Genomic DNA, 26,029 nt, shown 5'->3' on the forward strand with positions numbered 1-26,029 from the left:
GGATGACACCACCGCCGTCACCGTGTCGCGCGAATTCCGTGGCGCGCCGCGAGCATGACGGAGAAAAAGTCCTTGCCAGTGCCGCTGCAAGGTGAGAGTCTGTACGACTTTGCTCCATCCCGCCGACCCCATACGAAGCGATGACTCTCACCGAAAAAGCAACAGCCACAACGCCTGACCGCGTCATGACGGGAAGCGGTGTCCGGCACCTGCCGATTACCGATGTCGGCGACTACCTCAACCAGCTGCCCGAGGACGCCCGCGCGGGGCTGCGGGCCCTGGGGGAGTTGCTCGTCGGTGTCACCCACCGCCCGGCGGGGGCGGAATCGGCGGACCGGTTCACCGCCCGCTGCCTCGGCGTCGCCGACGCGGGGCTGCTCGTCGATGAGGACCGCGAGCTCAATCCGGTGTCGCGGCTGACCACCGCGGTCGCGCTGGCCGAATTGATCACCGCCCACTCCGAGGTGGTCGAGTTCGGGCCCGGTGCGCGTGCGCAGCCGCCCAGGTGGACCCAGACCCGGATCGGCGACCGCACCTACCGCCACCCTCAATGCCTGCGCGCGCACTTCCCGGCCGGGACACTGCTCCCCGATACCGGGTGTGTGATCGGCATCGAGACACGACAGACCGCGATGCATTTCCCGGAGGTTAGCGCGTTCGCCACCCCTGATCACCAGGACGCTGTGCGCGAGGTGCTGGATCGGTTGGCTGAACGCGCCAACGAGCTCAACCCTTACCGCGGACGCGCCTTGCGCGCCAGCTACTCCCACGGCCTGCGCCTCACGGTCACCGACCTGCCCGTCACCGCGGCCCGTGACACCGTCATCGTCGACGAACAGGTGTGGCACGAGCTCGACCTCGGTTTGACCGCCGTCCGGGATCGCCACGACCTGCTCAACACCCACGGCCTGGGTGCCCGCCGCGGTGTCCTGCTGTGCGGGCCGCCGGGTACCGGCAAGTCCGCGGTCTCGGCGGTGATCGCCGCGGAGGTCGTCGGCGAGTTCACCGTGATCTACGTCGAGGCCAGAGCCGGTGAACACCTCCTAACTGCCGTCATCGAGGAAGCGCAGCGTCTCGGCGGCCCGATCCTGCTGATCCTCGAGGACGTCGACCTGTGGTGCCGCGACCGCAGCACCGGCGGCGGTGGACTTTCGGAACTATTGCAGGCCATGGACATCGCCGCCGACGCCCGCATTCTCACTCTGGCCTCCACCAACGATCCGGCCACCTTGGACAGGGCCGCGATCCGCACCGGCCGCTTCGACGCCATCGTCGACATCGGCTACCCCACCCGTGCTGATGCCGCCCGCATCCTGACCGCCCTGCTGACCGGACTGCCGGGCGCCGACACCGTCGACACCGACACGGTGGCCGCCGCCCTCCCGGAGCACACCAGCGGCAGTGACCTGCGCGAGATCGTGCGCCGTGCCGTCCTGGCCGCCGACGACACCGGCCTCCTCACCACCACCGCGCTGCTGGCCGAGGTGGGCAGCGGCCGCTACCGCGCCACCCCCGCCGAGGGGATGTACCTGTGACCACCGGCGGCGATGACGACGGCATCCCGGAGCTGACCGAGGCGAAGCAGATCCGCTTGCAGGCCGCCGAATCCGACATCACCGCGATGAGCAAGGCGCTCAACAACGGCACCGCCACACCCGCCGACGTCGACGTGACCGGACGCCTCACGGCCATGGATATTGACCCACACGAGCATCGCAATGCGCTGCGCATCCCACCCGACGCCGGACAACACAAGATTGCGATCGAGTCCATCCTGCGACGCATCCCGGACGGGTGGGGGCGCCGGCTGAGCGTCGACGCCGGCTGGTATTCCCTCGTGATCGCCACCGACGCCGAGCTGGCCCGGCTTGATCCCGACTACCGGGTGCATCAGATCAAGGAGAAGTTCGGCACCCTGCGTTACTACTGTCAGGCCAGCGGCGACGATCCCGATCCCGAGTTGCTCGACGCCGTCACCGACGACGCCGAACGCGTCTCCGCCCTCATCTGCGAACGCTGCGGAGCGCCCGGCATCCTGCACCGCAGCCGCAGCATCCGCGTCAAAACCCTCTGCACCACCTGCGCCGGAACGCTCGGATACACACCGGCATAGCGACTGACCACGGGCTCAGCTGTCGGCGGCGTCCTCATCGGCCAGCGCATCGAGGAGCAGATAGCCGGTCGAACCGGCGGGCCGGCCGGCCGACGCGATCGGCGTGATCCGGGTGATGGATTCGACCCGCGACGACTGCCGAAACTGCTCATAGTCCAGTGGCCTCGCGGGGTCGTCGTAGAACACCAACGACGTAGAACCGACCCGCGGCCACCGTCCCACCCGAGTAATCGGCATGCGCTGACCGTCCAACGCGAACCGCCCAGACTTACTGTCCTGGCCGGCGATACGCATGTAGGTCATCGCGTCCAGATCCCACTCCTGACGACTGCCCTGGGACACGAAGAGCCAGACCCCGGTCATACCCGGCAGAAGCTCATCAACCCCGACGCGATCGGACTCCTCGCGGCTGTTGGTCATGACCAGCACTGTCGCATGCATGGCGGACAAGTCCTTCGGCGCTGGCCATTCGTGGTGCGACCAACCCGTTGCAGCATCCGAAAAGGCATAGATCCGCAATGCCCCCAGCAACGATGACCAGTTACCCGGAAGTGATCGAAACGGACAAGAACCGTTGGTGCGCAACCGAATCAGCATGTGATCCGTCGATCTAACCCCCGACGTTGGCACCGGACTGCTCGCCCCGCGAGCAGGACGGGGTCCGCAGTAGCCGTGCCGCCCGCCCAGCAGCGACCCAGTCCGGCAGGTCGAATTGACGCGACAGGCGACAGCCGTCGCGCCCCGCCTGGCACCCTTGATGTGAACTCTCTCACATCTTGTCTCGCTGGCGGGCTCCCGGTGTTGCATCTCCGAACATTGCCGTGCGCCGGGCTCGTCGCCCCGAGGAGCGAGACGTGCCTGTCCGCCTGGCGAGAGTTTCCGCCAGCGGTAAACATCCGGTTGCCGAGGTAACCCGACACGCCTATCGCGGCGTTGACCGTATTTGCTGCGCTGGGCCGTTAGTTTCCCGGATATGAACCGGCACTTGGGTGGGAATTTCCCGTGACGCCGCGCCAGGCGCCACGCTTGCAGCGCACTCGTGTGGAGCTTCGGCTGTTCCCGGCGACGGCGGAGGCGCTGTATCAACGCGCCGAGGAGTGGAACGTGTCGGTCTCTGAAGCGGGCAACCGTCTGATCGACGCCGGACTGGCTAACACAGCGGAGTCGAACGAGAAAGTCTGAAAGCAGCGGACTTTAGAGCCGCCGCCTTCGGGCACCAACCGACCACGTCCACTAACAAGACACGCGAGCGAAGGGAGACAGACTAGAACGCGACAACAGTGAACGCCCTCCACAGGAGGGCCGGTAGACCGTAAAAGCAGACAAGGCCGAGGTTGCAGCCCCGGCCTGTCTCGCGCAGCACTGAGCCGCAACTTCTGTATTCAGATGTTCCCTCGAGGAGGAACTGTGCTTATTGCACTCTGTTTGCTCAACCATGTCAACAACAGCCCCGGTGTGTCGCTGGGGCGGCGCTGATGGCGCGCCATCCTGCAATGGCTGCGGCATCGCCAGACGAACCAGATCCGCACACACCAGCCGTGCACGTCGAATCAGCCATCAAGGGTGCCCGCCTGGTGTTGCCGGCGTTCGACCCGGCTATCGACCCGCAGCGGTACGCCCGTCTCGACAGCATCGATGTGTTGCGCGGTGTGAAGAAGGCGTACGTCGCGCCGTCGATCGAGACGGGCAAGCGACTGTGGTGTCTCACCGACGAGGCTACGAGCTACACCGATCGGGATGCGGTCCGGACCGTGGCCCGGTTCCTCGCCATCGATGCCGACCGAATGGACGCCTTCAACTTCAAGGCGTCGTTTCGACGCGCCAACGTCGACACCTACCTGAACTACCTACAGACCTATCGGCCGGCACGAAGCATGCGCACAATCCGCGGCCAGCTGTATGCCGTCGGCCGACTCGTTCACCCGCGGGAATACCCGCAGCGGCAGGCGCTGGCCCAACCTCACGTCCCGCGAACGCCGGCAGCAAGCCCGAAGCTGATCGATGAGCTCTACGCACTGGCCCCAACGCTGCCCACCTCGCTGTCACAGCGGCTGTTCGTGGTCCTGGATTGCTGCCTGGGCGCCGGGGCGCGGGCCGGCGACTTCAAAACCCTCACCGGGCACTCGATCTCCCAAGCCAGCTGGGACGGCGAGCCCGTGGCGATCGTGAGCCTGCCGAACAACGCCGGAGGACACCGGCAGGTACCGGTCGCCGACGTCGAGATCAGTCAGCGACTGCTGGCACTGGCAAGCACCAGAAAATCAGGGTTCTTGTTGCGAAACGCCAACGGTGAAGTCGAACGCAACGCCACCAACCGAGTCGCCGAACACCTCCGTAACCGCGGCTACCGCGGATTCGATGCCAGCGCCCTACGCAATCGGTGGCTGATCGAGATGGCCACCCGGGTACCGGCGGCATTGATGCTTCAGCTCGCCGACGTCCAGACCGCACAAATCCTGTCCGACCAACGAGACCACCTACCCACTTTCGCCCTGCAACACGCCATCGCCCTGACCAAGGAGAACACCCTATGATCGCCGACTTCCAGCCCTCATACCGGCTGTCGGACAACATGTTCCGCCAAGCCAAGATCATCATCCGACGATCCGGGACCGCCCGACTCATCGACAGCTACCAAGCGCCCGGCAGCGACAGGCCGTCCACCCAACGAGGGGTCAACTACACGATCGAGGCCGTGTTGATCTGCGCGCTGAGCCTGATCATCCTGGGCAGGACGCCGAGCTACAAAGCGATCCTCAACACCCTCGCAGACCTATCCGCGCGTCAACTCGCCGAAGTCGGGTGTTGCCCGTCGCTGTGGATGAGGATATGGGCATCATCGAGTTTGGTGACGAGTGGCCGATGGGAACGGCCCCGCTCGGTGTGGTGAGCGGGGCCGTGGTCGTCGTCGTGACGGGGTCGTCGTCGTGGTGACGTGGTGTTCGTCGCGGTGAAGCGACTTGGGTTCAGTCGGTTGCTGTTTCGCTGATGGCGATGCGTGCGGCTTTCTCTCCGACGATGGAGTGACCGGCGGCGAACGCGGCGGTCAGGGCGTGCAGGGCGAGGTTGTTGACCGCGCGGGGGTGCCCGCGCGAGGCATTGTGGATCAAGGTGATCGCGTCGTCGGCGAATAGGACGTCGGAGCGGCCGGCGATTTTGGTGTGGTGGTTGATGTAGTCGGCGGTGTCGTCTGGTGTCATGCCGGGCAGGGTGTAGCGCACTGCGATGCGCTGGTCCAGGGCGGCCAGGACTCCGAGACGTAGCCGGTGGCGCAGGGTGGGTTGGCCGACGAGTACGACGGCGAATGGGGATCCGGAGTCCATGTCGTGGTTGGTCAGCAGCCGGATCGCTTCTAGTTGATGGTTGTCGAGCAGGTGGGCTTCATCGACGACCAGCACGGGGCTGCGGCCGCGTTCGGCGTGTTCGGCGGCCAGAGCGTCGGCGGCCTGGGGTGCCAGTCGGGCGGTGTGAAAGACCGGGGTGTGTCCGAGGGCAGCCACGATGTGGGTGAGCATGCCGCGCACGCCGATGGTGGGGTTGGCCAGGTAGATGATGACGTGTCGCGCCGGATCCAAGGAGGTGGCTGCGGCGCGGATGGCCACGGTTTTGCCGGCACCGACTTCGCCGGTGATGACTCCGATGGCGCATTGGTCCACACACCAGGAGATCCGGGCGATCGCTTCGCTGTGTCCGGGATAGCGGTGCAGCATCGAGGGGCCGAGGTCGCGTCCGAACGGCATCCGGGAGAATCCCCAGTGTGATTGCAGTCGTTGAATACTCACGCCGAGGCCTCACCTTCATGGTCAGAGTTCTCGGCACCGAGGTCGGTCAACGCGAGCTGTCCGAGGACCTGGTCGTTGACCACAATGTCGTCGGTGGCTGTGACCTCGGTGCCGTAGAGGGCGTGGTAGCCGATGCGTTCATCGTCACGCAGTTGGGCGTGGTGGGCGGCGGCGGTCAATGCCAGGTAGTCGATCCCGGTCGCCGCCGGCGCAGGCGCTGGGCCAGCGGCCTCGGGTCGGGCTTTCGGGTGAGCGTGGCGGGTGATGGTGTGCGGCGCCGCGGCGCCGAAGCTTTGATCGCGGTAGCGGACCTCGATGGTGTGCAGGTCGAACGGGGAGAACACCAGCTCCACGCGGCGCCCGGCCAGGGCGGGGTCGACTCGGTAGGTGTTGGAGTGCAGCGACACGGTGGCGGTCTTGGTCACCACGCGAAACTCCGACCACAAGAACGCTTCGGTCAGATCCGCGGCGGTCGGCAATGCCGGTGACCCGCCGAGCCGGTCGAAGCCGGCTTCCCACCGTGCCAGTGGTGCCTGTTCGGTCTCGGAATGAGTCCGTCGGTGGTATTCGGTTTCGACCCAGGCCATGAACAGCCGGTTGAGTTCCAACAACGCCGCGGTGTGGGCGACCCCGGCCGCTGTGAGGTCCTCGCTGCTGGTGTCGGTGACCTCGACGAGGAACTGTTCGCGCACGGTGCGGAAGAACCGTTCGATCTTGCCTCGGCCTTGCGGGCGCCCGGGCGCGGAGTGCACCAGCCGGATCCCGAGTTTCGCGCACGCCCGCAGCAGCCAGGCATCGACGAACGCCGAGCCGTTGTCGACATAGATTCCGGCGGGCACTCCGCGGGCGGCCAGCGCGGGTTTGAGCGCGGCGGCCAGGCGCACGGTGTCTTCGGCGAATCCGAACCGGTGCCCGACGACCAGCCGGGAATGGTCGTCGAGGAAGGCGAACAGGTAGGTTTTGCGGTCCCCGACCCGCGGGCCATGCAAAGCGTCGCCGACCCACAGTTCGTTGGGGTCAGCGGCTTCGAACCGGCCGAACACCTCCGTGCTCTGACCTGCGGCCGGGCCCATCAGCTCGCACCGATGGAAGTGGCGCAGCAGGGTCGATTCCGAGGGCGCCCACCCGGTCGCGGTGCGCAGGATGCGAGCCACCTGCGCGGCGGTGCGGGCCGGGTTCTCCCGCTTGAGCGAGGCGGCCAACTCCAGCACCCCGACATCGGTGCGGGTGGCTAGCCGGCGCGGCTCAGGCACCAGCGCTTCGAACCCGCCACCGCGGTAACGCCGGATCCAGCGATCCAGCGTCGCGCGGGCGATCTGGACCTGGGAACCGAACGGATCGATATGGCGGCGTTCGGCGATCTCACGGACCACCCGGCCGCGCTGGCGGGTGGAGACGCCGTCTTCCAGCGCGGGGCAGATCACCTGATAGCGGAACAACCCGATCGCATTGGCCCGTTCCCGACGCTTGTGGTCCTCCAACGACACCGCAGTGCCCTCCTCGCAGTCGATGGCCCCACCCGAAACCGGTGCCGGACAGGCGCCCTGGCGAGGATCACCGATCACCTGACAGCGCGTCAGGGGCAACTGGTGTTGTGTGGCACCGCCGATGACATCGGCGGCCACCCGGGCGCCAACAACCGGCCGCCGCTGACGGCCACCATCACCAGCGCCGGCGTCACCACGCCCAGCAACCCGGCCGACCCGAACCGCTGCCCGATCGCCGACGCGGCGACCAAGACCGCCGCCTCGACGTCACGCCAACCACAGCCGAGTCCGTCGGGGATCGTCACATCGATCCCCGTACGCACCGCCACCGTGACAAACCACGCCCGCATCGACTCCAGACGCTGCCCAGCCCGCCGCAGCCAGCCCCGCACCGTTGACGGCGGTACCTGCAACCGGGCAGCGATCCCGCGATGCCCTACCCCTTCAGCCCGCGCCGACAGCGCCATCCAAATCCGCTCGGCTGCATATGCTCTGCGCAACAGCATGGTGACCGGCAACAACACATGAGTGACCAGACAAGAGCGGCACCGGGCCCGGCGCGGCCGCACCGGATCATCGAGCCCCTCGACGTGGCGGGCGCGGGCATACCCCCAGCCGCCGAGCACACCGTCCAGGCAAGCCGGACAGGCGATCGCCCCACCAGCCAGCCGGGACTCGACGCGGACAGAATCGACCTCTACCGTCACCATCAGTGCCTCCGAGCACTACAGCGCGGCACCTCGCAAGCCCGCCAAGACTTCAGCGAGGTGCCGCGCACCCATCAGTTCCTCGTCACACTGACGGTGCACACGAACAAGATCAATTCGACAACGGCGGCACAGGCCACATCAGCACGCTCAATGACGTCCACATACCCCGTGATCGTCATCCCGAGAGACGGTCAACAGTCGGGATGGCGGGCCAGGATCTCTCGCGGCTGTTCGGGACTCGCAAGGATCAGGCCCGCGAGTATCACCGGTTCGAACGGTGGCTCACCCGACGACTGAGCCCCCTGGACTCACAACCCGACCAGCCCGCCCGACGGATCTCCAATGCCGCCCACCGCGCCATCGTCAATAGCCGCACCCCACAGCAACACCAGGACAACGCCCAGGCCGCTGAGCGATTGCGCATCGTGATGAACAAAATGAACCGCCCCAGGTTCTCCGCCGCTTCTATACGGGTTGCGGCTCTCGGTTGAGGGTCGCGTAATGGGCTTGCTCGAACTCCACGGGGGTCATCATCTCAAGGCTGCTGTGCAGGCGCCTGGTGTTGTACCAGTCGACCCAGCCGGCGGTGGCGTACTCGACGTCTCCGATGTTGCGGTAGGGGCCGGCGTGGAAGATCGTGGTGCGGATGCACTCGGTCTTGTACAACCCGATTACGCACTCCATCAACGCGTTGTCGTAGGCTTGACCGGCTAATGCGGGCTCAGGGAGCTGTGTTGGCGTGCGGAGTGGTTCATTGTCGGGGTGGTGTGGTGAGTTTGCGGAGTTGTTCGTCGTGGCGTTTGACGCGTGCGGCGAGTGCTTCGACGGCGGTGCGTAGGTGGGCGACGTCGGTGGCCAGGCCGGTGAGGGTGCGGGCGTCGGTTTGTCGGGTGCGGTGTTCGTCGACGATGGCGCGGAGCTGGCGGTCGCGGTAGAGGGTGGCGCGGCTGATCTGGGCGTGCTCGGCGACGGCGGTGAAGGTGATGGGCTGGCCGGCGGTGGCGAGGTTGGCGCAGACCCGTTCGACGCGCAGCAGGGCGGGTTCGTTCATGCGGATGCCGCTGCGGTGATGAGCGCGTCGAGTCGGGAGACGAGCTTGCGGTGGCGGTCGGCTTCGTTGATCCATCCCCGTTTTTCTGCGTCTACGGCCAGATCGTGGGCGTCGATGCGTTGGGCGGCAAGGACAGCGAGGTGGGTGGCGTCGGTGTGGAAGCTGGGACAGTGTTCGCAGATGTTGGCATACGGGCAGGACCCTTGCGCGGGTGCGCGTAGGCAGTATCCGCCGGCCAGGCGGGATTTGATGGCCGGGGTGTCTTTCCAGCCGGTGCCGGTGATATCGGTCAGCGGCAACCCGACTGCGGTGGTGGTGGGCAGCGCTCCGATATGACTTTTGGCCAGGTCCAAGGCGCGTTCGTATTCGGTGCGTACGGTGTGGTCGAAGAGGTGGGCATATCGCAGACTCATCTGGGAGGAGACGTGGCCCAGCAGTGCCATGAGGGCCTGCAGCGATACTCCAGCGTTGATCAGTGCAGTGGCATAGGTGTGTCGCAGTTGATGCGGTGTGATGTGTCCTAGGCCAGCAGCTTGGGCTGCCCGGTTCAGTTCTTCGCGTATTGCGTTCTGGGACAGTCTTTTCCCGTGGTGAGTGAACAGGAAGTCGGCGGGGGCGCCGGTGCGGGGATGGATCATCGGTCGCCCGCAGGAGCGGGTTGTGGTGATGCGGTCCACGAGGGTGAGGACCTCGTCGTCGACGGGGATCATGCGTTCGGAGTTGAGCTTGCCGAGGGGAACTTTGAGCCACGATCCCTGGCCCGGGATCTCGTGGATGCAGTCGAGTTCGAGGTCGAGCAGTTCACCGATGCGCAGTCCGCAGGCCCGCTGCACCAGCAGGGCGTCAGCGGCGAGTCGGTAAGGTGATTTCGCCAGGGCGGCAGTGAGTGTGCGGTCTGCATCGACCGGTAGATATCGGGGCAGACAGCGGGGTGGCCGCGGCATGTCGGTGCGGAAGATCAGGCGCCGCGGTGGGGCGTCGTCCCATCCCCATTCGGTGATTTCGGCCAGGAAGTTGCCCACCGCGTGGATGCGTCGGATCCGGTCGGCGATGGTGATCGGCTCACCGGTGACGCTGTTGGTGGCGGTGGTCAGCGAGGTGATGAACGGCTCGATGTGCCGGCGGCGGTCCAGTTGGTTCAGCGAGGTCAGGCTGGGGTCGGTGGCGGCGAGGTAGCGGCCGAAATGTGCCAATCGGGTGGCCAGGGAGCTGACCGTTTTGGGCACGCAGGTGGCGTATTTGCGGTTCAGATAGGCCACGAACTCCGGCCGCAGCGCCGCCGGGACGTCGGCCATGCGCTCCTCGAGGGTCAACGGGGCGACCGCCGGAGGTGCTTGGTCGTCGAGGATGCCGAGGTGGAACAGGATCTGGCGGGCACTGTGGGTGGTGCTGCGATAGTGCCTGGCACCGCGGCCGGTGCGTTCCTGTCGGCTATCGCAAGCGTGCAGCAACTCTTGCAGATCATGTTCCCGCAGATCGGCCAGGGGGCGGGCGGTCTGGATCAGCAGGACGGGCGATGATCTGCGAGCCGATCGCCGAAGCGACCCGCTGACTGAAACCCAATTCGGCTGCTGCGCGCAGGAACTGATCGAGGTCGGGTTGCAGGCAGCTGTCGGTCAGCTCGTGCCAGAGGCTGCAGAGTTTGCGGTGCACGAGGTAGTCGTAACCCGGTTGCAGCCGTCGGCTGACCATCAGGAACGTGATAAACGGCCGCGTCGAACAGTTCGCCGCCAACTGCTGCTGCAGTGGGATGTCGGCCCAGGTCTGGACTCGGGGCCAGCGCCGTAGAAACGATCGGGCGGCTTGGGCATAAGCGGTGTTGCCGCGGTCCCGGCGTTGTAGGTGAACCAGGTAGGCAGCGTAGATCTGCGCCGGTGTTTCAGGGGCGGGAACGTAATCGTGTTCGGGCAGCATCGTATTCCGCCTTGACGTGGATGGGTGCCAGATGGATGTAGCGGGCTGTGGTGTCGATGTGGGAGTGCCCGAGCAGAGCTTGCATCACCGCCAGATCCACCCCGGCCTCGGCCATCGCGGTGCCGAAGGTATGTCGTAACGCATGCGGGTGACCCGCGAGCACCCCGGTCTTGGCTCGGTGATACCGGAAGATTGTGCGTAAACCGGCCGCGGTCAAGGGTTGGCCCCGATGCGGGCCTTTCGCGACCAGGAATAGGAGGTTGCTGTCCGATTCGGGTCTTTCAACGAGCAGATAGGTTTGGATCAGCCCGGCGACCTCCACATCGAGAGGCACGCGGCGCTCCTTGGCGCCTTTGCCCATCACCTTCACCCAGCGGGCACCGATATCGACATCGGTCACGTTGAGGGTCAGCAGTTCTCCAGATCGAAGCCCGGACAACAACATCAGCCCAGCCAGTGCCCGGTCACGCCACGTCCGCAGGCTCGATAACAGCTGAGCGGTCTCGTGACGATTCAAGGCCCGCGGCAGCCGACGCGGTTCGCGCAGCCGCAGCGCCGATCGGCGTTTGGGCCGGACCAAATGTCCAAGCAAGCCGGTGCGTTCCTCAGCGCTGACCCGACGGGCTTCGCGGCCACTAGGGATCGGGCTCCGCAGCCTGGGGTCACGCAGTTCGCGGAACTGGTACAGGCCGGTCAATGCGGCAAGGCGGTGGTTGATGGTCGTCGACGAGTAGTGGTCGTAGGCCGCGCCGGTCATCGACACCACATTGGCGGGGCGCCCCGCGATCGGAGTCTGCCGGCAGTGCCGCATGAAGTCCAGCACCGTCTCGGTGGTCACCGCACTCAATGTGACATCGACGTCGTCGAGCCAACGGCAGAATGCCAGCAGGTCATAGCCGTAGGCCCGCAGCGTGCGGGGAGAATAATTCCGGTCGGCCAAATACCCCAGGTACTCGTTGACCAACGCGTACTTCTCACAGCCCGGACCGGACAACACCCAGGCGACATCGGTGCCTGGGTGCAGACGCAGCTGATGCTGAATCGCCATAAGACAAGTGCAACCCCGCCGCCTACCGCCAGTCAAGCATTTTCCTTGCTGGCGTGTCGTTTACGTGCCTGCATTCTCCCGGATTAGCCGGTCAACAGGCAGTCGGCTACCGACCCGATCGAGGGCAAGATGCCCTCCTCGGCAAGGTGGTCGGTGAAAGTGATCGAGGTGTATTGCGACCCGGCATCGGCGTGACCGATGAGCTCTCCGCGGACCACGGGGTGACCCTCACGGTCGCGCTGCCACAAGGCCATGCGTAGCGGCACGTCGACCAGCTCGACCGCCTTAGCCTGGATACACCGATTAGGTGGCGGCCTGGGTGGGTTGAAACAGCGAAATGCCCTGTCGTGGTGGGAGAATGAGATTTGTTCAGGATCCAATTCAGCCACTACGAAGGGCATCTCGTAGATGCAACTATCTCACACTCGGCCCGTCGCGGCGGCCCGCTTCGATGATCCGAACCTGGTGTCGTGCGCCGGACTGGTCCCGATCACCGCGTTGGCGCAAGAATGCGGTCTGGCCGCGTTGGCTGATGAGCACCTCACGGTGCCCACGGACAAGGGCTCCAACGCGGGGGCGAAGGTGAGCGCGCTGGTCGCGGGGATGGTCGCTGGCGCGGACAGCATCGACGATATGCGCCTGCTGCGCCACGGCGCGATGCGCACGGTGTTCGACCGTCCGTATGCACCCTCGACGCTGGGCTCGTTCCTGCGGGAATTCAGCTTCGGCCACGTCCGCCAACTCGACGCCATCGCGGCGCGGGTGCTGGCGAGCCTGCACGAACGCACCCCGGTGCTGGCCGGCATCGACGGCCCCGTGCTGGTCGATCTCGACGACACCATCATCGAAGTCCACGGCTACAGCAAGCAAGGATCCGGTTACGGCTACTCCGGAGTCCGGGGTCTCAACGCCCTGCTGGCCACGGTCACCACCGGTCAGTGTGCTCCGGTGATCGCCGCCCAACGCCTGCGCAAAGGCTCGTGTGGCTCCCCACGCGGAGCTGCCCGCATGATCAGCGACACCCTGTCCACTGTGACACGGCTGCGCTCACCCGAGGCCACCAGCAAGCCGCTGGTCCGCGCCGATTCGGCGTTCTACGGTCACCGCAGCGTGGGCGCGGCGCTGCGCGGTGGCGCCGAGGTGTCGATCACCGTGCCCCTGGACTCGAAAGTCAAGGCTGCGATCGCGGCCATCAACGATGATGCGTGGACCTCGATCGAGTACACCGACGCCGTCTACGACGAAAACACCGGCCAATGGATCTCCCGGGCCGAGGTCGCCGAGATCGGATTCACCGCGTTCAGCTCCAAGAAAACCCACCAGCAGGTCCCGGGCCGCTTGGTGGTACGCCGCATCCCCGACCTGAACCCCACCAGCGATGGACAGGCCACCCTGTTCGACACCTGGCGGTTTCACGCCTTCTTTACGACCACCGATCTGGACACCGTCACCGCCGACAAGACTCACCGCGGCCACGCGATCATCGAACAGGTCCACGCCGACCTGAAAGCCTCCGCGCTGGCCCATCTACCGTCAGGCCGGTTCTCGGCCAATAGTGCATGGTTGGTGCTGGCGGTCATCGCGTTCAACCTCACCCGCGCCGCGGCCACCCTCACCGGCCCCACGCTGGCCAAGGCCCGCACCGCCACCATCCGCCGCACGCTGATCACCGTGCCCGCACGCATCGCCTCCTCGGCACGACGGCTGACGTTGCACCTGCCGCGCAACTGGCCCTGGGAACACGCATGGAACTTGCTGTTCGGCAACCTCTTCGGCCGATATCAGCCGCTCACGGCCTAATCAGACCACTCCCTACCGGCCTTCGACGCGAAACACCAACAGGAACAACCCGATACCGAGATCGGGCGATCAGCCACGCCCACTGGGACCTATACATCAGCTCAAAGCCTCACAACCAGATTCAACCCCACACCAACCGCCGATCGGTGTATCCAGGCTTAGTGGGTGCCACGTTCCACGCGATGATCTTCTGGGCGAACACGTCGAGGATGAACGCGACGTAGACAAATCCAACCCAGGTGCGGGCGTAGGTGAAGTCCATGACCCAGGTGCGGTTGGGTGCTTGGGCCGTGAAGTCCCGATCGAGGAGATCACCGGCGCGCTTACCGTCCTTGGCCGCGATAGTGGTCCGGATCCCCTTTGAGCGTCGGACACCCTGCAGGCCAAGCAATCTCATCGCTCGGTCCACGCTGCCCGGCGACGCGTTGGGGGTGGTGCGCTTCACGAGCGCTGTCATTTTCCGGCGGCCGTAGAGACCTTCTGGGGTCATCCGCCGCACTCCTGCGTGATCGACCGTCCAGACCAGGTCGCGAACCTGATTGGTGACCATGGCGTCGGTGATCGTCCGGTCAGCGACAGGCCGGTTGGCCCGTGCCCAGTCACGGTAGGTCCGCGCGGCGATCTGCGCGCCCTGCTCACGCAGGACTCGACAGATCGACTCGACCGCGTGGCCCTGGGCCCGCAGCTCGTCGATGAACGCGACGATCATCGGTTGCGGGGGTCGAGTTCCCCCGCGAAGAAAATCGAGGCCCGCCGCAGAATCTCGTTATCCTCCTCAAGCCGGCGCACCTTGGCCTTGAGCTCCTTGATCTCAGCGAGCTCCTCGCTCGTAGCGCCCTGACGCTGACCCCCGTCGATCTGAGCCTGCACGACCCAGCGGCGCACCGATTCCTTCCCAACGCCCTCACGCCGCGCGACGGCCTCACACGCGGCAGTCACCGACGGGTACAGCGGCAAGGTATCCAGCACCTGCCGCACACAGCGCTCCCTGACGTTCGGGTCGATCTTCTTCGGCATGGTTTGCATCCTTCCAACTCAGAAAGATGCGGCATCAAACCTGGGGCGCTTCAAAATCGTGGCCGGATCGATCCGCGACCCTCAACCCGAAGGAGCCTGCGGCGACATCGTCGCCGACGAAACGATCTTCGACCTCGCCGGACCGTCCAGCGGGCTGGGAGCCAAAGACCACCTCAAACGTGGCGCCTGCTACTGATCCGCCCCGGCGTGTCCGGAGAGTTCTTCTGTTGGGAAGGATGGGCACGTGGGAACGAAGTCATCGAAGCGGTATCCAGACGAGCTGAAGGCGCGAGCGGTGCAGATGGTGGCCGATCTGCGCAGCGACACGGTCTCGGAGTGGGAGGCGATGGGCCGGGTTGCTGATCTGCTGGGCGTCGGTACCGCCGAGACGGTGCGCAAATGGGTCCGCCAGGCCGAGATCGACGCCGGAGATCGGGCTGGGCAGACCAGCGAGGAATCCGAGGTCCTGCGCAAGCTGCGCCGGGAGAACGCCGAACTCAAGCGGGCCAACGCGATTTTGAAGGCGGCGTCGGTTTTCTTCGCTGCCGAGCTCGACCGGCCGTCTCAGTAGTCGTGGAGTTCATCAGCGCCCACCAGCACATGCGTGTGGGCGCTGATGGTCTCAAGTGGGGTGTCGAGTCGATGTGCGCCGTGCTCTCGGAGTTCGGCGTCGTGATCGCCCCGTCGACGTATTACGCCCACCGCGCCCGCCGTGGCCCCTCGAAGGCGGACTGGACTGATGCGCAGGTGATCGACGCCATCTGGCGGCTGCGCCGATCCAACAAGCTGTTCGCGGTTCTGGGTGCCCGTAAGACGTGGATTGTGTTGCGTACCAACGGACTCGATGTCTCACGGTGTGTTGTGGAGCGGGTCATGCGGGAGATGGGTTGGCGGGGTGCGTGCAAGCGCCGCCGGGTGCGCACCACCATTGCTGATCCGGCAGCAACGCGAGCTCCGGATCGGGTCGCGCGGCATTTCGTCGCCGGCGCGCCGGACCGTTTGTGGGTGGCCGATTTCACGTACTGCCGGACCCGTGCCGGCTGGGCCTACACAGCGTTCGTGACCGACGTCTACGCCCGCAAGATCGTAGGCTGGAAGGTGGCCACCGAGATGACCCAGAAGCTGGTGACCGATGCGATCAACCACGCCATAGATACCAGGAAGCGTTCTGGTGCAACATTTTTGGATGATCTGATCCATCACAGCGATGCGGGCTCTCAATATACGGCGGTAGCGTTCACTGAACACTTGGCCGCTGAAGGGATCCTGCCCTCAGTCGGATCGGTGGGCGATAGCTTCGACAACGCCTTGGCCGAATCGGTGAACAGCAGCTACAAGACCGAACTCATCGACCACCAGCCGCCGTATCCCGGTGCCGCCGACCTCTCGCTGGCAACCGCCGAATGGGTGGCTTTCTACAACCGGCAGCGACCGAATGGCTACTGCCAGGACCTGACTCCGGACCGGGCCGAAGCCCTCTATTACCATCGCCAACGGCACCCTCATACCGAGGAGGCACTCAGATAAGAGAACCTCCCGACATGCCGGGGTGGATCATACTTCGGGGCCTACTACGCCCGCGACGACAACGCCAAAGGCCCGTTCAGTGAAGACGCCAAAGGCACCGGCAAACGGGGATTCGGGGTCGGTGTCACCGTCGCGGTGCGCGTCGGACCACCACACAAACTGCACTCAGTCGCGCCGGTCATCGTCGGGATGGACATTCACGCTCCCACCTCGGGCAGCCCCGAAGCTCTCGGCACCTGTATCGAGCACATGAAAGCCAACGGCCTGGACACCCGAGCGACAGGCAAAGATACCTACCCACGCGTGACCGTCGACATGGGCTACAACCCCAAACGCGAATGGGTGCCGTTCCTGATCAAGCACGGTTACAGCCCCGTCGTGCGATACCCGAAGCACTGGACCCTGACCGAAGCCTCGACCAACCCACCCGGATCATCGGCGACCGCGCCACCAGGGCCGATCCAGTTCGCGGGCTCGTTCTACTGCCCGGCCGCTGAGCAGCTTCTCCGCGGTCACACGGTCCCCAAGACCCGAGAGCTGCTCATGAGCGGCCGCTGGGCCGAACACGACCGCAAGCTCGCCGCGGTGCTGCCGTTCCTCATGGGCACCAACTCGCGACCGATCGTTAACGGCCGACCCGGCCGCCCCCGCCTGGGCGATGAACCCGCAATGAACGTCAAAGCAGAGCTAGTCTGCCCTGCCGTCCAAATGCGCGTCCGATGCCCACTCAAACCCGCATCGATGCAAAGCGCCGCCTTCGGCGTCCCGCTAGCAACCCCGACCTGGCAAGCCGACGAGCGGACCTGCTGTCGGCAATCCACACTGCGCGTCACCCTTACCCAGCCGCAACTTCAGAAGGCAACATGGGGAGGACCGGTCGTCACCAGCTGGGAACACGCGCTGTACTTCGAGGCCGCCCGCAGCGCGACCGAGCAGCGTTTCTCGCTGCTGAAGTCGCCGCACATCACCAACCTCGTCCAGATGAAATCCGGGCCCAGGCGCGAACCCATGGTCAAGATCCTGCTCGCACTGGCCATCGCGGCGACCAACCACAACATCCAGCAGCACTACTCAGCCCCCAAGCTGCGCGAAGAATCGATCGACATCCGGATGAGACAACTGCGCAAGAGCCTGGGATACGAACCCACCCGAACACCACCGCGAACCTAAGGGAACCGTCTTCACGCGAGCGGGCCGACGCCAAGTGCGTCGGCCCGCTTCGCGCTGTGTGCACCCGAAGAAACTCTCTGGCAGAAATTCCCCATCACAGGTAAATCGCGCCACACGCCCCTCGGCGCCCCATCCGTGAGCGGCCCAGAGCAGTGCAGAACGCAGGACCGCCAAGCCCTCACCAGCTCCTGAGCGGCCTCCTACACGGGCACTAGGACCAGCACGATCAAGCCAAAAACTCTCTGGAGAATTCCGGGAAACTCTCTGGACGGCCCGGCAGATAACCTGGTCTGACCAGCCAAAATGAACCACACACAGTGAGCGGTTCTGCGAACTGCGACCGCAAAGGTCACGAACCAGAAATGGTCCGTGACCTTTGTGTTTGGTGGGGCTAGATCACACCAGTTCGACCTCGGCCGCTTTGGGACCGGATTGTCCAAGTCCCGACGGAGTCGAGGCGGACTTGGCAGGGGAGAAGTTGCTGATCGACCCGCGAACCAGACGCACGATCCCAGATTCGCGGCGTGTCATCTAGGGTCGTGCTTCACGGATTCCAATACGCACGCGGGGGCGAGATTTGTCGTACGAAACTGCAAAGGCGGTCGAACATGTCCTCCGGCAGATCCACGCTCGGACTTACCTCATGCCTGCCATCCAGAGGGAGTTCGTGTGGGGTCCGCGCCAAATCGTGAAGCTCGTCGACAGCCTAATGCGGGGATACCCAGTCGGCTCGTTCCTGTTCTGGAAGGTGGAGCCGCATACAGCCGCCGACTACACCTTTTACGAATTCCTTACGAGGTACCACGAGCGAGATCATCCATTTGCGCAGAAGGCCGCGGTTCCGTCTGGGCAGGGAATCACCGCGATCCTGGACGGACAGCAGCGGTTGACAGCACTGAACATCGCGCTTTACGGAACTTACGCGGACAAGAAGAAGGGAGCCTGGTGGAACAGCACCAACGCGTTCCCGGATCGTCGGCTGTACCTGAATCTTGCAGAGGACCCTCCCGAGGAAGAGCTCGGGCTGAAGTATGACCTCCAGTTCTTGACGGACGAAGATGCCAAAGCGTCTACGGGCGAGCCGGACAGGTGGTTCAAAGTCGGTGATGTCCTGAAGTTGGAGGACGATGCGGTCGGCTTCATCGATGTCATCAAGGCCCGTGGAATCGTCGATGACCGCGAGGGTGTGCGGCGCTTGGCCACACTCCGCAAGGCAATTCGTACAAGCCCCGTCCTCAATTACTTCGAGGTCACGGACCAGGATCCTGACAACGTGCTCGAGATCTTCGTTCGGGTGAATAGTGGTGGCACACAGCTGTCCTCGTCCGACTTGTTGCTCTCGATGGCGACCAATCAATGGAAGGACCTGGACGCACGTGAAGAGGTGCGGGACCTCGTGCGTGAGCTCAACAGCAATGGGCGGGATTTCAACTTCTCGAAGGACCTCGTCCTTAAGACGGCACTCGCGATCGCCGACGTCGATCTTCGCTTCAAGCTCACGAACTTCACTACAGAAAACATGGCGAAGGTTGAGAGCATGTGGGCCTCGATTGAAGACGCCCTCGTTCGGGCTGCATCCCTGCTGAAGAGCTTCGGATACACCGATCGAAATTTGACCGCCGACAGCGTTCTTCTCCCGATCGCGTTCTATCTTCACACCCGGGGTGTTTCAGACACCTACCTGACCTCTTCGAAGGACGCGGACGATCGGCTTGCAATCCAGCGATGGGTGGCGCGTTCTCTAATCAAGAGAGGTATCTGGGGTTCTGGTCTGGACACGGTTCTTGGACGGATACGAGAGGTGCTGAAAACCGCGTCTGCGGAAGGCTTTCCGGTTGCCGACGTCGAGAGGGAGATGGCTGCAGTTGGGAAATCTTTAGCGTTCGATGCGACTGAGATCGACGACCTGCTCGCCTTGGAATACGGCAAACCGCGCACTTTCACCGTGCTCTCGATTCTGTATCCCGGGCTCGACTTGAGTAACGAGTTCCACGAGGATCACATCTTCCCGAAATCGCGCTTCAGCAAGGCAAAGTTGAATGCTCAGGGTATCGCGAGCGAGAAGATCAGTGAGTATCTGAGCTCCTTCAACCTACTGCCTAACCTGCAACTTCTTGCAGGAGTTCCCAACGTCGAAAAGCGGGCGTCAATACCAGCGGACTGGGTGGCTTCCGACCGTGTCTTTCCGACGGAAGCCCGGAGAAAAACGTACGTCGACGCCAACGATCTCGCCGGACTCCCACTAGAAATGGATTCCTTCTTGGACTTCTTCGATGCGCGCAAATTGCGAATGCGTGAGCGACTCAAGCGGGAGTTGGGGGTGTAGAGCTCGGCGCAGACCCAAGGCTGTCCACAATTCTCATCGTCTCGACTGCGACCGTGGTGACTTTGGCGATAAGGTCGACAATATATCGAGGGTCTTCGTGCTCGTCGCACCAGTCATTCGGGTCGTTGATGAGGCCGGACGGCTTATCTGTCCTAATCTGGTATCGGTCGATGATCCAAGCCAGCGCCGAACGGGAGCCAATCATGTACCGCTCAGCGGCCTCGGGGATGTCTGCGATGGTCACCTTCTGGTTGTAAATTAGCTGAGTGACGTCGTCGACGCTCTTGCCGGTCGACGGGTCCTTCTTTTTCGCCCACCTCATCCTCTTGTCCGTCACACGCCAGGTTTGGGGGTCGTGATAATCCGCGCCGGGCTTGAGCTGTACATCAACGGGGAACGGCGAGGCGGACTCGTAGTTGACGTGGAGATCACTAGGGCGTGTCTGCTTAATGTGAACGATGTTGTGCCTGATGCTGTTTAAGTGTTACGGACTGATGTGATTTCTGATGACTTGTGGTCGGTGATTGAGCCGGTACTGCCTTCGGGTCGACGGCGCGGGCGGCCGTGGAACGATCATCGGGTGACGCTGGAAGGAATTATCTGGCGTTACCGGACTGGATCTCCGTGGCGCGATCTGCCCGCGCAGTTCGGCGCCTGGCAGTCGGTGGCTGAACGTCACCTGCGGTGGTCCACCGACGGCACCTACGCGCAGATCTTCGCAGCGATCTCCCGTGACATCGATGTCGATGACGCTGACGCTGAGCTGGTCGAACTGCTGCTGGCGGTGGATTCGACCAGCGTGCGTGTACATCAGCATGCCGCTGGTGCCCGCCCTGGTCGCCACACAGGGGGATCTGTCGAATTACAACAAACACCCCGATGAGCCCGATGACCATGCCATCGGCCGTTCACGCGGCGGGCTGACAACGAAGATCCACGCGCTGGCCGATCAACGCTGCAGCGCGGTCACCATGGCACTGTCGCCGGGGCAAGCCGGCGACAACCCGATGCTGTGGCCACTGCTGACTGCCCATCAGGGCCCAAAGTTTCGGCTACTCGCCGATAAGGCGTACTCCCATGACTCGACCCGAGCCCGACTGCGCCAGCTCAAAATCGCCCACACCATTCCCGAGCGCAGCGACCAGATCGCCCGCCGAAAGAGCCGGGGAAGCAAAGGCGGACGGCCACCGGCGTTCTCCGGGCGAATCTATAAGCACCGCAACACCGTCGAGCGATCCTTCAACCGCTTCAAGCACTGGCGAGGTATCGCCACCCGATACGACAAATACGCGCTGAGCTACCTCGGGGGCGTCACCCTAGCTGCGATCATCATCTATCACCGCGTCCGCAATTAACAGACACTACCTAAGCGCTCTGCCGGCAGCGCCGATCTGATCGAAGCGCTCCCCCGACTCGGGGACGATGATGTGCGGCAGCATCTTCTTAAGGTCTGCCGCGAAGGTCTCACGATAATGCGGGTCGTGTAAGAGTCCGTAGACGTAGAAGAAGATGTCGTCTTTGGTGACCTGATCGCCGATCGTATCCCGGAACAACCCGAGCAATTCGCCGGTGATGTTGTCCACGCGGCGGTAGCCGTGCTCGTCAATCTCCTCCAACCCGTGGGGCCCGGTATCCAGGTCGAGCGCGGGAGCCCCCACGCTTTTAGCCGCAACCTTTTCGTAAGTCCAACGCGGGAAGAACTGGCCGCCGCTGCCTGCTCCCGTAAGGTGCAGATCGGGGATTCGGTTCACCATGAGTACGGAGAACGGGACGGCCGATCCGAATCCGACGACATACATCCCGATGTTCTGATGACGGGCGGTCGGGAAGATCCGATCCAGAGTCCCCCTACGGTGAATCAGTGTCGGACCAAAGTACGCATGCTGGGCGAAAAACGGACGGTACATGCTCGATTGGAATGCCTCCTCGACCGTCGACTTCTTAAGGCGCGCGAGCTGCTGCTTGAGGCTGGATGACCATTTGAGATAGCTGGCAGCGGTCGTTTCGGGATGCTCGCCGAGGTATTTATCGGCATCCGCCTCGTCCAACTTGGTCAAGCCGCGCTTTGCAGAGTAGTCAGCGAAGCGATCGACTTCGTCGTTGTAGTGAGCGACGAACTGCTCAATCGACCGCCGTAACTTTTCCGCGGAAGAGTTGTAAATCCACAAGTCACGACTTGTGTTGAGCCCCAACGAATGAACCGAGAACACCTTGGTCACGCCTGCCGCCGGCTTCTTGTCTCCGATGACTGGCAACGCCGCGAAGTCGCCGCTTCGCTGATGTACCCAATCTCCATGTTCGTTCGGCGTAATTACCTGCCATTCAACCGTTTCAAGGTCGCCTCCCGCGACGATCTCCAGCTTCTGCTCGCGGGTCAGATAGTCGCCGACGTCGCGATAGAGGATTCTGCATGGTTCGCTGCTGGCGGGGTCCTTCACTCCGATGAGGATCGCGACGGTGCTGCGGCTCCCGGAACCGAACACCTTGCCGCCCTCCTTGCGGGACAGCTCGCCGGCAGTGCGCTGGTTGCCTCGGAGGTTGTAGACGTAAATCCGGCTGTACTCGCCAGCGAGGGTCAGGCGAATGCCGTCGGCGGTGTTGCCGTCGATCCATCCGCCATTGGAGACGAACGCCACGACCCCGTGATCACCAACTCGATCGGTTGCCCACCGGAAAGCCCGCAGGTAGGAGTCGTAGAGGGTCCGCTGCGTCTTTGCCGTCGACAGCTTTGCGTACGTGTCCGCGATCCGCTTGTCTAGGGTGGGGTAAGCCATATTGGCGTTCAGGTCGTTGGCTGATTCTTGACCCACAGAGTACGGGGGGTTCCCGACGATTACGTGGATCGGTGCGGCCAGCTGCCTCACGATCCGAGAATTGTTCTGCGGGAATATCTCCGCATCCATCGAGTCGTCGTCTTCGGTCATCTGAAAGGTGTCGGTCAGCACGATGCCCTCAAACGGGCTGTACTCAGCTTCAGTCGCGAGTGCGTGGTACGTGCTCTCAATATTCACCGCGGCGATGTAGTACGCAAGCAGCATAATCTCGTTCGCGTGCAACTCGTTCGCGTACTTGCGGGCCAAGTCTTCTGGCCGGACGAGACCCGACTGCATCAGTCGGGTGATGAAGGTGCCCGTCCCGGTAAACGGATCGAGGATGTGAACTGCATCGTCAGTAAGGCCGCGACCGAATGCTTCCCGGGATGCCTGGTCGGCGGCACGGAGGATGAAGTCAACGATCTCGACGGGGGTGTAGACGATGCCCAGCGCCTCGGCCTGCTTCGCGAACCCCACTTTGAAGAACTTCTCGTACAGCTCAGCTATCACCTGCTGCTTGCCGTCCGCGGTGGTGACCTCCGAGGCGCGGATCCGCACCGAGTCGTAAAAATCTTCAAGGTGCAAGGTCTCGGCCTCCAGACCGGCCCCGCCGAGCTGTTCGACCATCGCCTGCATAGTGCGTGACACGGGGTTGTGCGCGGCGAACTCGTGGCCGGCAAACAACGCGTCGAACACGGGCGCCGTGATGAGATGCTGGGCGAGCATCGAAATCGCATCATCACGAGTGATGGAATCGTTGAGGTTGTCACGCAAGCCCTGGAGGAACTTGTCGAACGCCGTTCCAACCTTGGGATCGGCGCCATCGAGGAGCGCTCTGATGCGCGTTATCAGTGCCGCGGCGATGTCGGCGACGTCTTTGGCCCAGTCCTCCCAGTATGTGCGGGTGCCAACCTTGTCCACGATGCGGGTGTAGATCGCTTCCTGCCACTCCGACAGGGAGAACAGCGCCATTTGTGACGCCAGGCCACCACCGTCAGATCCATCGCCGTCAGCGATACCGGCCGCAGGGGCCCCGGGGGCAGTCGCTGTGGATGTTGAGCTGGCAGCGGCGAGCGTCTCCGGGTTGTCGGTGGTGGGGCCGATGTGTGCACCGAGCAACCGGTCCGAACCCTGTCCGGTGACTGCGCCGGGGTTCGCGGCGTTCAAGGCGATTGAGTTCACCATGGCGTTGAACCGGTCATCGTGAGCGCGGAGGGCGTTGAGGACCTGCCACACGACCTTGAATCGGCGGTTATCGCCGAGGGCCTGTGACGGCGAGATCCCAGCCGGTACGGCGACCGGCAGGATGATGTACCCGTAGTCCTTATCCGGGGCCTTACGCATCACGCGACCGACGGACTGGACAACATCGACGACGCTGTTGCGCGGGTGCAGGAACATCACCGCGTCAAGGGCGGGGACGTCCACGCCCTCTGACAGACACCGCGCGTTGGACAGGATTCGGCACTCGCTCTCCGGCAGCGGGGCCTTGAGCCACTGCAACTCGCGGTTGCGTTCCAGGGCGTTGAAGGTGCCGTCGACGTGACGGACCTGCACAGCGAGGTCGAGGTTCGTTTCGTTGATGTCGACACCGTCGTCTTGGCTTTCGGTGAGCATTTCGCGGTATGCGTCAACGACTTTCGGGAAGAGCTCGGCGACCTTCTTGGACGCGGCGATGTCTTTGGCGAAGGCGACGGCTCGGCGCATGGGGGCCTCGCCGGGCACGAAGCCCTGCCCGTCGGGGGTCTTGCCGGCGCGTTTGGCCAGACCGTTCCAGCAGCCGACGATCTTCGTGGCGTCGTCGAGGCGAAGCTCGCCGTCACCGCCAGCGAGCTGGGTCTGCAGGGGAGCGGCGACCATTTCCTCATCTACGGTGAGGACGAGGACCTTGTAGTCGGTGAGGAGGCCGCGCTCAACCGCTTCCCCGAAGGACAGGCGGTGGAACTCGGGGCCGAACTTTGTCTCGTCGTCCATCGACGTGATCTCGGCGGAATGCTCGTCGGCCTTCGCCTTGACGGTCTCGTCGTAGATTCGCGGTGTGGCCGTCATGTACAGGCGGCGGTCGGCGTGCAGGTAGGCGGCGTCGTGGACCTTCACGAAGTTCGACTCGTCGACACCTTCCAAGGTCACGCCGGTGGTTCGGTGCGCCTCGTCGCAGATCACAAGATTGAAGGGAGCTACCCCGAGGTTCTGGGCGTCGGCGACGACCGGCAGCGACTGGTAGGTGGTGAACACCACCGTCAGGCCCTTCGCACGCTTGCGGTGCTCCATCTCGTGCACCAGCTTGGCGGCGTTCGCTGTCACCGGGATCGCCACGTCGTAGGTGTTGATGTCCTCGGCTGCGCGGGACACCTTTGTGTCCGAGCAGACGGCGAAGGCTCGCAGGTCGAACTGAGTCTGGGCGGTCCACTCTCGCAACGTCTGGCTCAGCAGGGATATCGACGGTACTGCGAACAGGATGCGGGCGCTGCCGCCCTTCTCGGCGGCCGTGCGCTCCGCGATTTTCAAGGCGGTGAACGTCTTGCCGGTGCCGCAGGCCATGATCAGCTTGCCGCGGTCGTTGCCGGCGGCGAAACCGGCGAAGACCTTGTCGATCGCGGTTGCCTGATGCGGGCGTGGTTCGTGACGGGTCGCTTCGGAGACGTCGATCCGCAAGTCGCCGTCGACCCAGGCGATATCCCAGTCGATCGGCGAGTCTGCGATCTCGGCCAGGCCGATCCGCTGGACCGGCACGGACTGATCCTCGAGGGCGTCCTCGGCGTTGCGGCCCCACCGGTCGGTGGTTGAGATGATGATCCGGTTGGTAAATGGGTTTTTGCCCGACGCGGTGAAGAACGAGTCGATGTCCTCTTTGCGGAGCTGGTGTGTCGGTTCGTAGAACTTGCACTGGATCGCTGTGTACTCACCGCTGTCGCGTTCGCGGGCAACGAGGTCGATGCCGGTGTCGGGTTTGCCCTTTCGGCCGGGCCAGTCGATCCACCGCCATACCTCGTCGTACTGCTGCGACAGCAGTGGGTCCAGGTCGAAATAGCGCACCATCAGCTTCTCGAATTTCGTCCCACGCTCGGAATTCGAGGGTGCTTTTCGGAACGCCTCCATCACCTCGTGGATCGAACCCATGCTGTGCCCCTGTCCGTCAACGCACGTGTCAGACGAGCGTAGGCGTCGGCGAAGTTGAGGTGCTTGCTGGTCCGTATGCGTGTTGTCACACACGGGGGCTACCTGTCCAGAAGCTCCCACCGCCTCTCCGGAGCCGCGGCGAGGTGACCAT

19 protein-coding genes, 5 pseudogenes and 1 other annotated feature are annotated in these 26,029 nt (G+C 64.0%); of the genes and pseudogenes, 11 read left to right on the forward strand and 13 right to left on the reverse strand.

The features are described 5' to 3' along the window. Positions 1-140: 140 nt before the first annotated feature. Together KXD97_RS32725 and KXD97_RS32730 are read left to right on the forward strand one after the other, a co-directional pair. Positions 141-1,535, forward strand: a complete 1,395-nt coding sequence (locus tag KXD97_RS32725) for an ATP-binding protein (protein WP_396885720.1) — start codon at positions 141-143, stop codon at positions 1,533-1,535. Beyond that, the gene (locus KXD97_RS32730; RefSeq protein WP_260758599.1) at positions 1,532-2,113 is read left to right on the forward strand and encodes a hypothetical protein; all 582 of its coding nucleotides are present in this window, start codon (positions 1,532-1,534) and stop codon (positions 2,111-2,113) included. The genes KXD97_RS32725 and KXD97_RS32730 overlap by 4 nt, the downstream gene beginning before the upstream one ends. Positions 2,114-2,128: 15 nt before the next feature. Here KXD97_RS32730 and KXD97_RS32735 read toward each other — a convergent pair whose 3' ends face one another. Further along, the gene (locus KXD97_RS32735) at positions 2,129-2,533 is read right to left on the reverse strand and encodes a hypothetical protein (protein ID WP_260758601.1); all 405 of its coding nucleotides are present in this window, start codon (positions 2,531-2,533) and stop codon (positions 2,129-2,131) included. A gap of 582 nt (positions 2,534-3,115) precedes the next feature. On the opposite strand from KXD97_RS32735, the gene KXD97_RS32740 reads away from it, so the two are divergent. The 3 genes from KXD97_RS32740 to KXD97_RS32750 all read left to right on the forward strand — a co-directional run bounded on the left by KXD97_RS32740 (position 3,116) and on the right by KXD97_RS32750 (position 5,003). Then, the gene (locus KXD97_RS32740; RefSeq protein ID WP_260758602.1) at positions 3,116-3,295 is read left to right on the forward strand and encodes a hypothetical protein; all 180 of its coding nucleotides are present in this window, start codon (positions 3,116-3,118) and stop codon (positions 3,293-3,295) included. A 356-nt stretch (positions 3,296-3,651) separates the two neighbouring features. Then, positions 3,652-4,647, forward strand: coding sequence for a hypothetical protein (locus KXD97_RS32745; protein WP_260758603.1), 996 nt, complete (start codon positions 3,652-3,654; stop codon positions 4,645-4,647). Continuing rightward, on the forward strand, positions 4,644-5,003 hold the full coding sequence (locus KXD97_RS32750; RefSeq protein ID WP_260758604.1) for a hypothetical protein: 360 nt from the start codon (positions 4,644-4,646) through the stop codon (positions 5,001-5,003). The genes KXD97_RS32745 and KXD97_RS32750 overlap by 4 nt, the downstream gene beginning before the upstream one ends. A 76-nt stretch (positions 5,004-5,079) precedes the next feature. On the opposite strand, the gene KXD97_RS32755 is transcribed toward KXD97_RS32750, so the two are convergent. The 9 genes and pseudogenes from KXD97_RS32755 to KXD97_RS32795 all read right to left on the reverse strand — a co-directional run. Further along, a complete protein-coding gene (locus KXD97_RS32755; RefSeq protein ID WP_260758605.1) occupies positions 5,080-5,895 on the reverse strand; it encodes an ExeA family protein in 816 nt (271 codons plus the stop codon). Continuing rightward, on the reverse strand, positions 5,892-7,382 hold the full coding sequence (locus KXD97_RS32760) for a DDE-type integrase/transposase/recombinase (protein ID WP_260758606.1): 1,491 nt from the start codon (positions 7,380-7,382) through the stop codon (positions 5,892-5,894). Before KXD97_RS32760 ends, KXD97_RS32755 begins: the two co-directional genes overlap by 4 nt. Positions 7,383-7,471: 89 nt before the next feature. Then, on the reverse strand, positions 7,472-8,092 hold the full coding sequence (locus KXD97_RS32765; RefSeq protein ID WP_260755034.1) for a helix-turn-helix domain-containing protein: 621 nt from the start codon (positions 8,090-8,092) through the stop codon (positions 7,472-7,474). A 465-nt stretch (positions 8,093-8,557) separates the two neighbouring features. Continuing rightward, positions 8,558-8,800 (reverse strand): annotated as a pseudogene (locus tag KXD97_RS32770) (integrase core domain-containing protein); the annotation flags it as partial. 43 nt (positions 8,801-8,843) lie between these two features. Continuing rightward, positions 8,844-9,143 (reverse strand): hypothetical protein, encoded by a 300-nt coding sequence (locus KXD97_RS32775; protein WP_260754051.1) that lies wholly within the window; start codon positions 9,141-9,143, stop codon positions 8,844-8,846. Continuing rightward, complete coding sequence (locus KXD97_RS32780; protein ID WP_260758607.1) at positions 9,140-10,594, reverse strand: site-specific integrase; 1,455 nt, start codon at positions 10,592-10,594, stop codon at positions 9,140-9,142. Before KXD97_RS32780 ends, KXD97_RS32775 begins: the two co-directional genes overlap by 4 nt. A 10-nt stretch (positions 10,595-10,604) precedes the next feature. After that, positions 10,605-11,057 (reverse strand): hypothetical protein, encoded by a 453-nt coding sequence (locus KXD97_RS32785; RefSeq protein ID WP_260758608.1) that lies wholly within the window; start codon positions 11,055-11,057, stop codon positions 10,605-10,607. After that, a complete protein-coding gene (locus KXD97_RS32790) occupies positions 11,023-12,105 on the reverse strand; it encodes a tyrosine-type recombinase/integrase (protein WP_260754055.1) in 1,083 nt (360 codons plus the stop codon). Before KXD97_RS32790 ends, KXD97_RS32785 begins: the two co-directional genes overlap by 35 nt. 101 nt (positions 12,106-12,206) lie before the next feature. Beyond that, positions 12,207-12,395: pseudogene (locus KXD97_RS32795) on the reverse strand (IS3 family transposase); the annotation flags it as partial. A gap of 118 nt (positions 12,396-12,513) precedes the next feature. Here KXD97_RS32795 and KXD97_RS32800 point away from each other — a divergent pair. After that, entirely contained in the window at positions 12,514-13,905 is a 1,392-nt protein-coding gene (locus tag KXD97_RS32800) for an IS1380 family transposase (RefSeq protein ID WP_260752049.1), read from the forward strand. A gap of 157 nt (positions 13,906-14,062) precedes the next feature. Here KXD97_RS32800 and KXD97_RS32805 read toward each other — a convergent pair. Next, positions 14,063-14,922 (reverse strand): annotated as a pseudogene (locus tag KXD97_RS32805) (IS3 family transposase); the annotation flags it as partial. Then, positions 14,519-14,653 (reverse strand) — a sequence feature (AL1L pseudoknot). (Overlaps the previous pseudogene by 135 nt.) Positions 14,923-14,980: 58 nt before the next feature. Here KXD97_RS32805 and KXD97_RS32810 point away from each other — a divergent pair. The 4 genes from KXD97_RS32810 (at position 14,981) to KXD97_RS32825 (ending at position 19,945) form a co-directional block, all read left to right on the forward strand. Continuing rightward, positions 14,981-15,118 carry a hypothetical protein gene (locus tag KXD97_RS32810; RefSeq protein ID WP_260758514.1) on the forward strand — a complete coding sequence of 46 codons (138 nt, stop codon included), beginning with the start codon at positions 14,981-14,983 and terminating at the stop codon, positions 15,116-15,118. A 105-nt stretch (positions 15,119-15,223) separates the two neighbouring features. Beyond that, a protein-coding gene (locus KXD97_RS32815) for an IS3 family transposase (RefSeq protein WP_260757937.1) occupies positions 15,224-16,449 on the forward strand; the annotation gives its coding sequence in 2 pieces (ribosomal slippage) (positions 15,224-15,455 and positions 15,455-16,449; 1,227 coding nt in all). Positions 16,450-16,638: 189 nt separating this feature from the next. Next, on the forward strand, positions 16,639-17,619 hold the full coding sequence (locus tag KXD97_RS32820) for a hypothetical protein (RefSeq protein WP_260758517.1): 981 nt from the start codon (positions 16,639-16,641) through the stop codon (positions 17,617-17,619). A 577-nt stretch (positions 17,620-18,196) separates the two neighbouring features. Next, positions 18,197-19,945: a DUF262 domain-containing protein gene (locus tag KXD97_RS32825; protein ID WP_260758518.1), complete on the forward strand. Its 1,749-nt coding sequence runs from the start codon at positions 18,197-18,199 to the stop codon at positions 19,943-19,945. On the opposite strand, the pseudogene KXD97_RS32830 reads toward KXD97_RS32825, so the two are convergent. After that, positions 19,923-20,378 (reverse strand): annotated as a pseudogene (locus tag KXD97_RS32830) (type ISP restriction/modification enzyme); the annotation flags it as partial. The gene KXD97_RS32825 and the pseudogene KXD97_RS32830 sit on opposite strands and share 23 nt — an antisense overlap. Before the next feature lie 48 nt (positions 20,379-20,426). Here KXD97_RS32830 and KXD97_RS32835 point away from each other — a divergent pair. Beyond that, a protein-coding gene (locus tag KXD97_RS32835; protein WP_396885702.1) for an IS5 family transposase occupies positions 20,427-21,300 on the forward strand; the annotation gives its coding sequence in 2 pieces (ribosomal slippage) (positions 20,427-20,783 and positions 20,785-21,300; 873 coding nt in all). 18 nt (positions 21,301-21,318) lie between these two features. Here the strand turns inward: KXD97_RS32835 and KXD97_RS32840 are convergent. Next, a pseudogene (locus tag KXD97_RS32840) lies at positions 21,319-25,878 on the reverse strand (DEAD/DEAH box helicase); the annotation flags it as partial. Between the last annotated feature and the right edge of the window lie 151 nt (positions 25,879-26,029).

The organism is Mycobacterium sp. SMC-8, assembly GCF_025263565.1.
Classification (GTDB): domain Bacteria; phylum Actinomycetota; class Actinomycetes; order Mycobacteriales; family Mycobacteriaceae; genus Mycobacterium.

Coding starts and splice junctions, on each gene's coding strand:
- KXD97_RS32725 (WP_396885720.1), top strand. CDS start 141: ATGACTCTCACCGAAAAAGCAACAGCCACAACGCCTGACCGCGTCATG.
- KXD97_RS32735 (WP_260758601.1), bottom strand. CDS start 2,533: ATGACCAACAGCCGCGAGGAGTCCGATCGCGTCGGGGTTGATGAGCTT.
- KXD97_RS32750 (WP_260758604.1), top strand. CDS start 4,644: ATGATCGCCGACTTCCAGCCCTCATACCGGCTGTCGGACAACATGTTC.
- KXD97_RS32765 (WP_260755034.1), bottom strand. CDS start 8,092: ATGGTGACGGTAGAGGTCGATTCTGTCCGCGTCGAGTCCCGGCTGGCT.
- KXD97_RS32775 (WP_260754051.1), bottom strand. CDS start 9,143: ATGAACGAACCCGCCCTGCTGCGCGTCGAACGGGTCTGCGCCAACCTC.
- KXD97_RS32785 (WP_260758608.1), bottom strand. CDS start 11,057: ATGCTGCCCGAACACGATTACGTTCCCGCCCCTGAAACACCGGCGCAG.
- KXD97_RS32790 (WP_260754055.1), bottom strand. CDS start 12,105: ATGGCGATTCAGCATCAGCTGCGTCTGCACCCAGGCACCGATGTCGCC.
- KXD97_RS32800 (WP_260752049.1), top strand. CDS start 12,514: ATGCAACTATCTCACACTCGGCCCGTCGCGGCGGCCCGCTTCGATGAT.
- KXD97_RS32820 (WP_260758517.1), top strand. CDS start 16,639: ATGGACATTCACGCTCCCACCTCGGGCAGCCCCGAAGCTCTCGGCACC.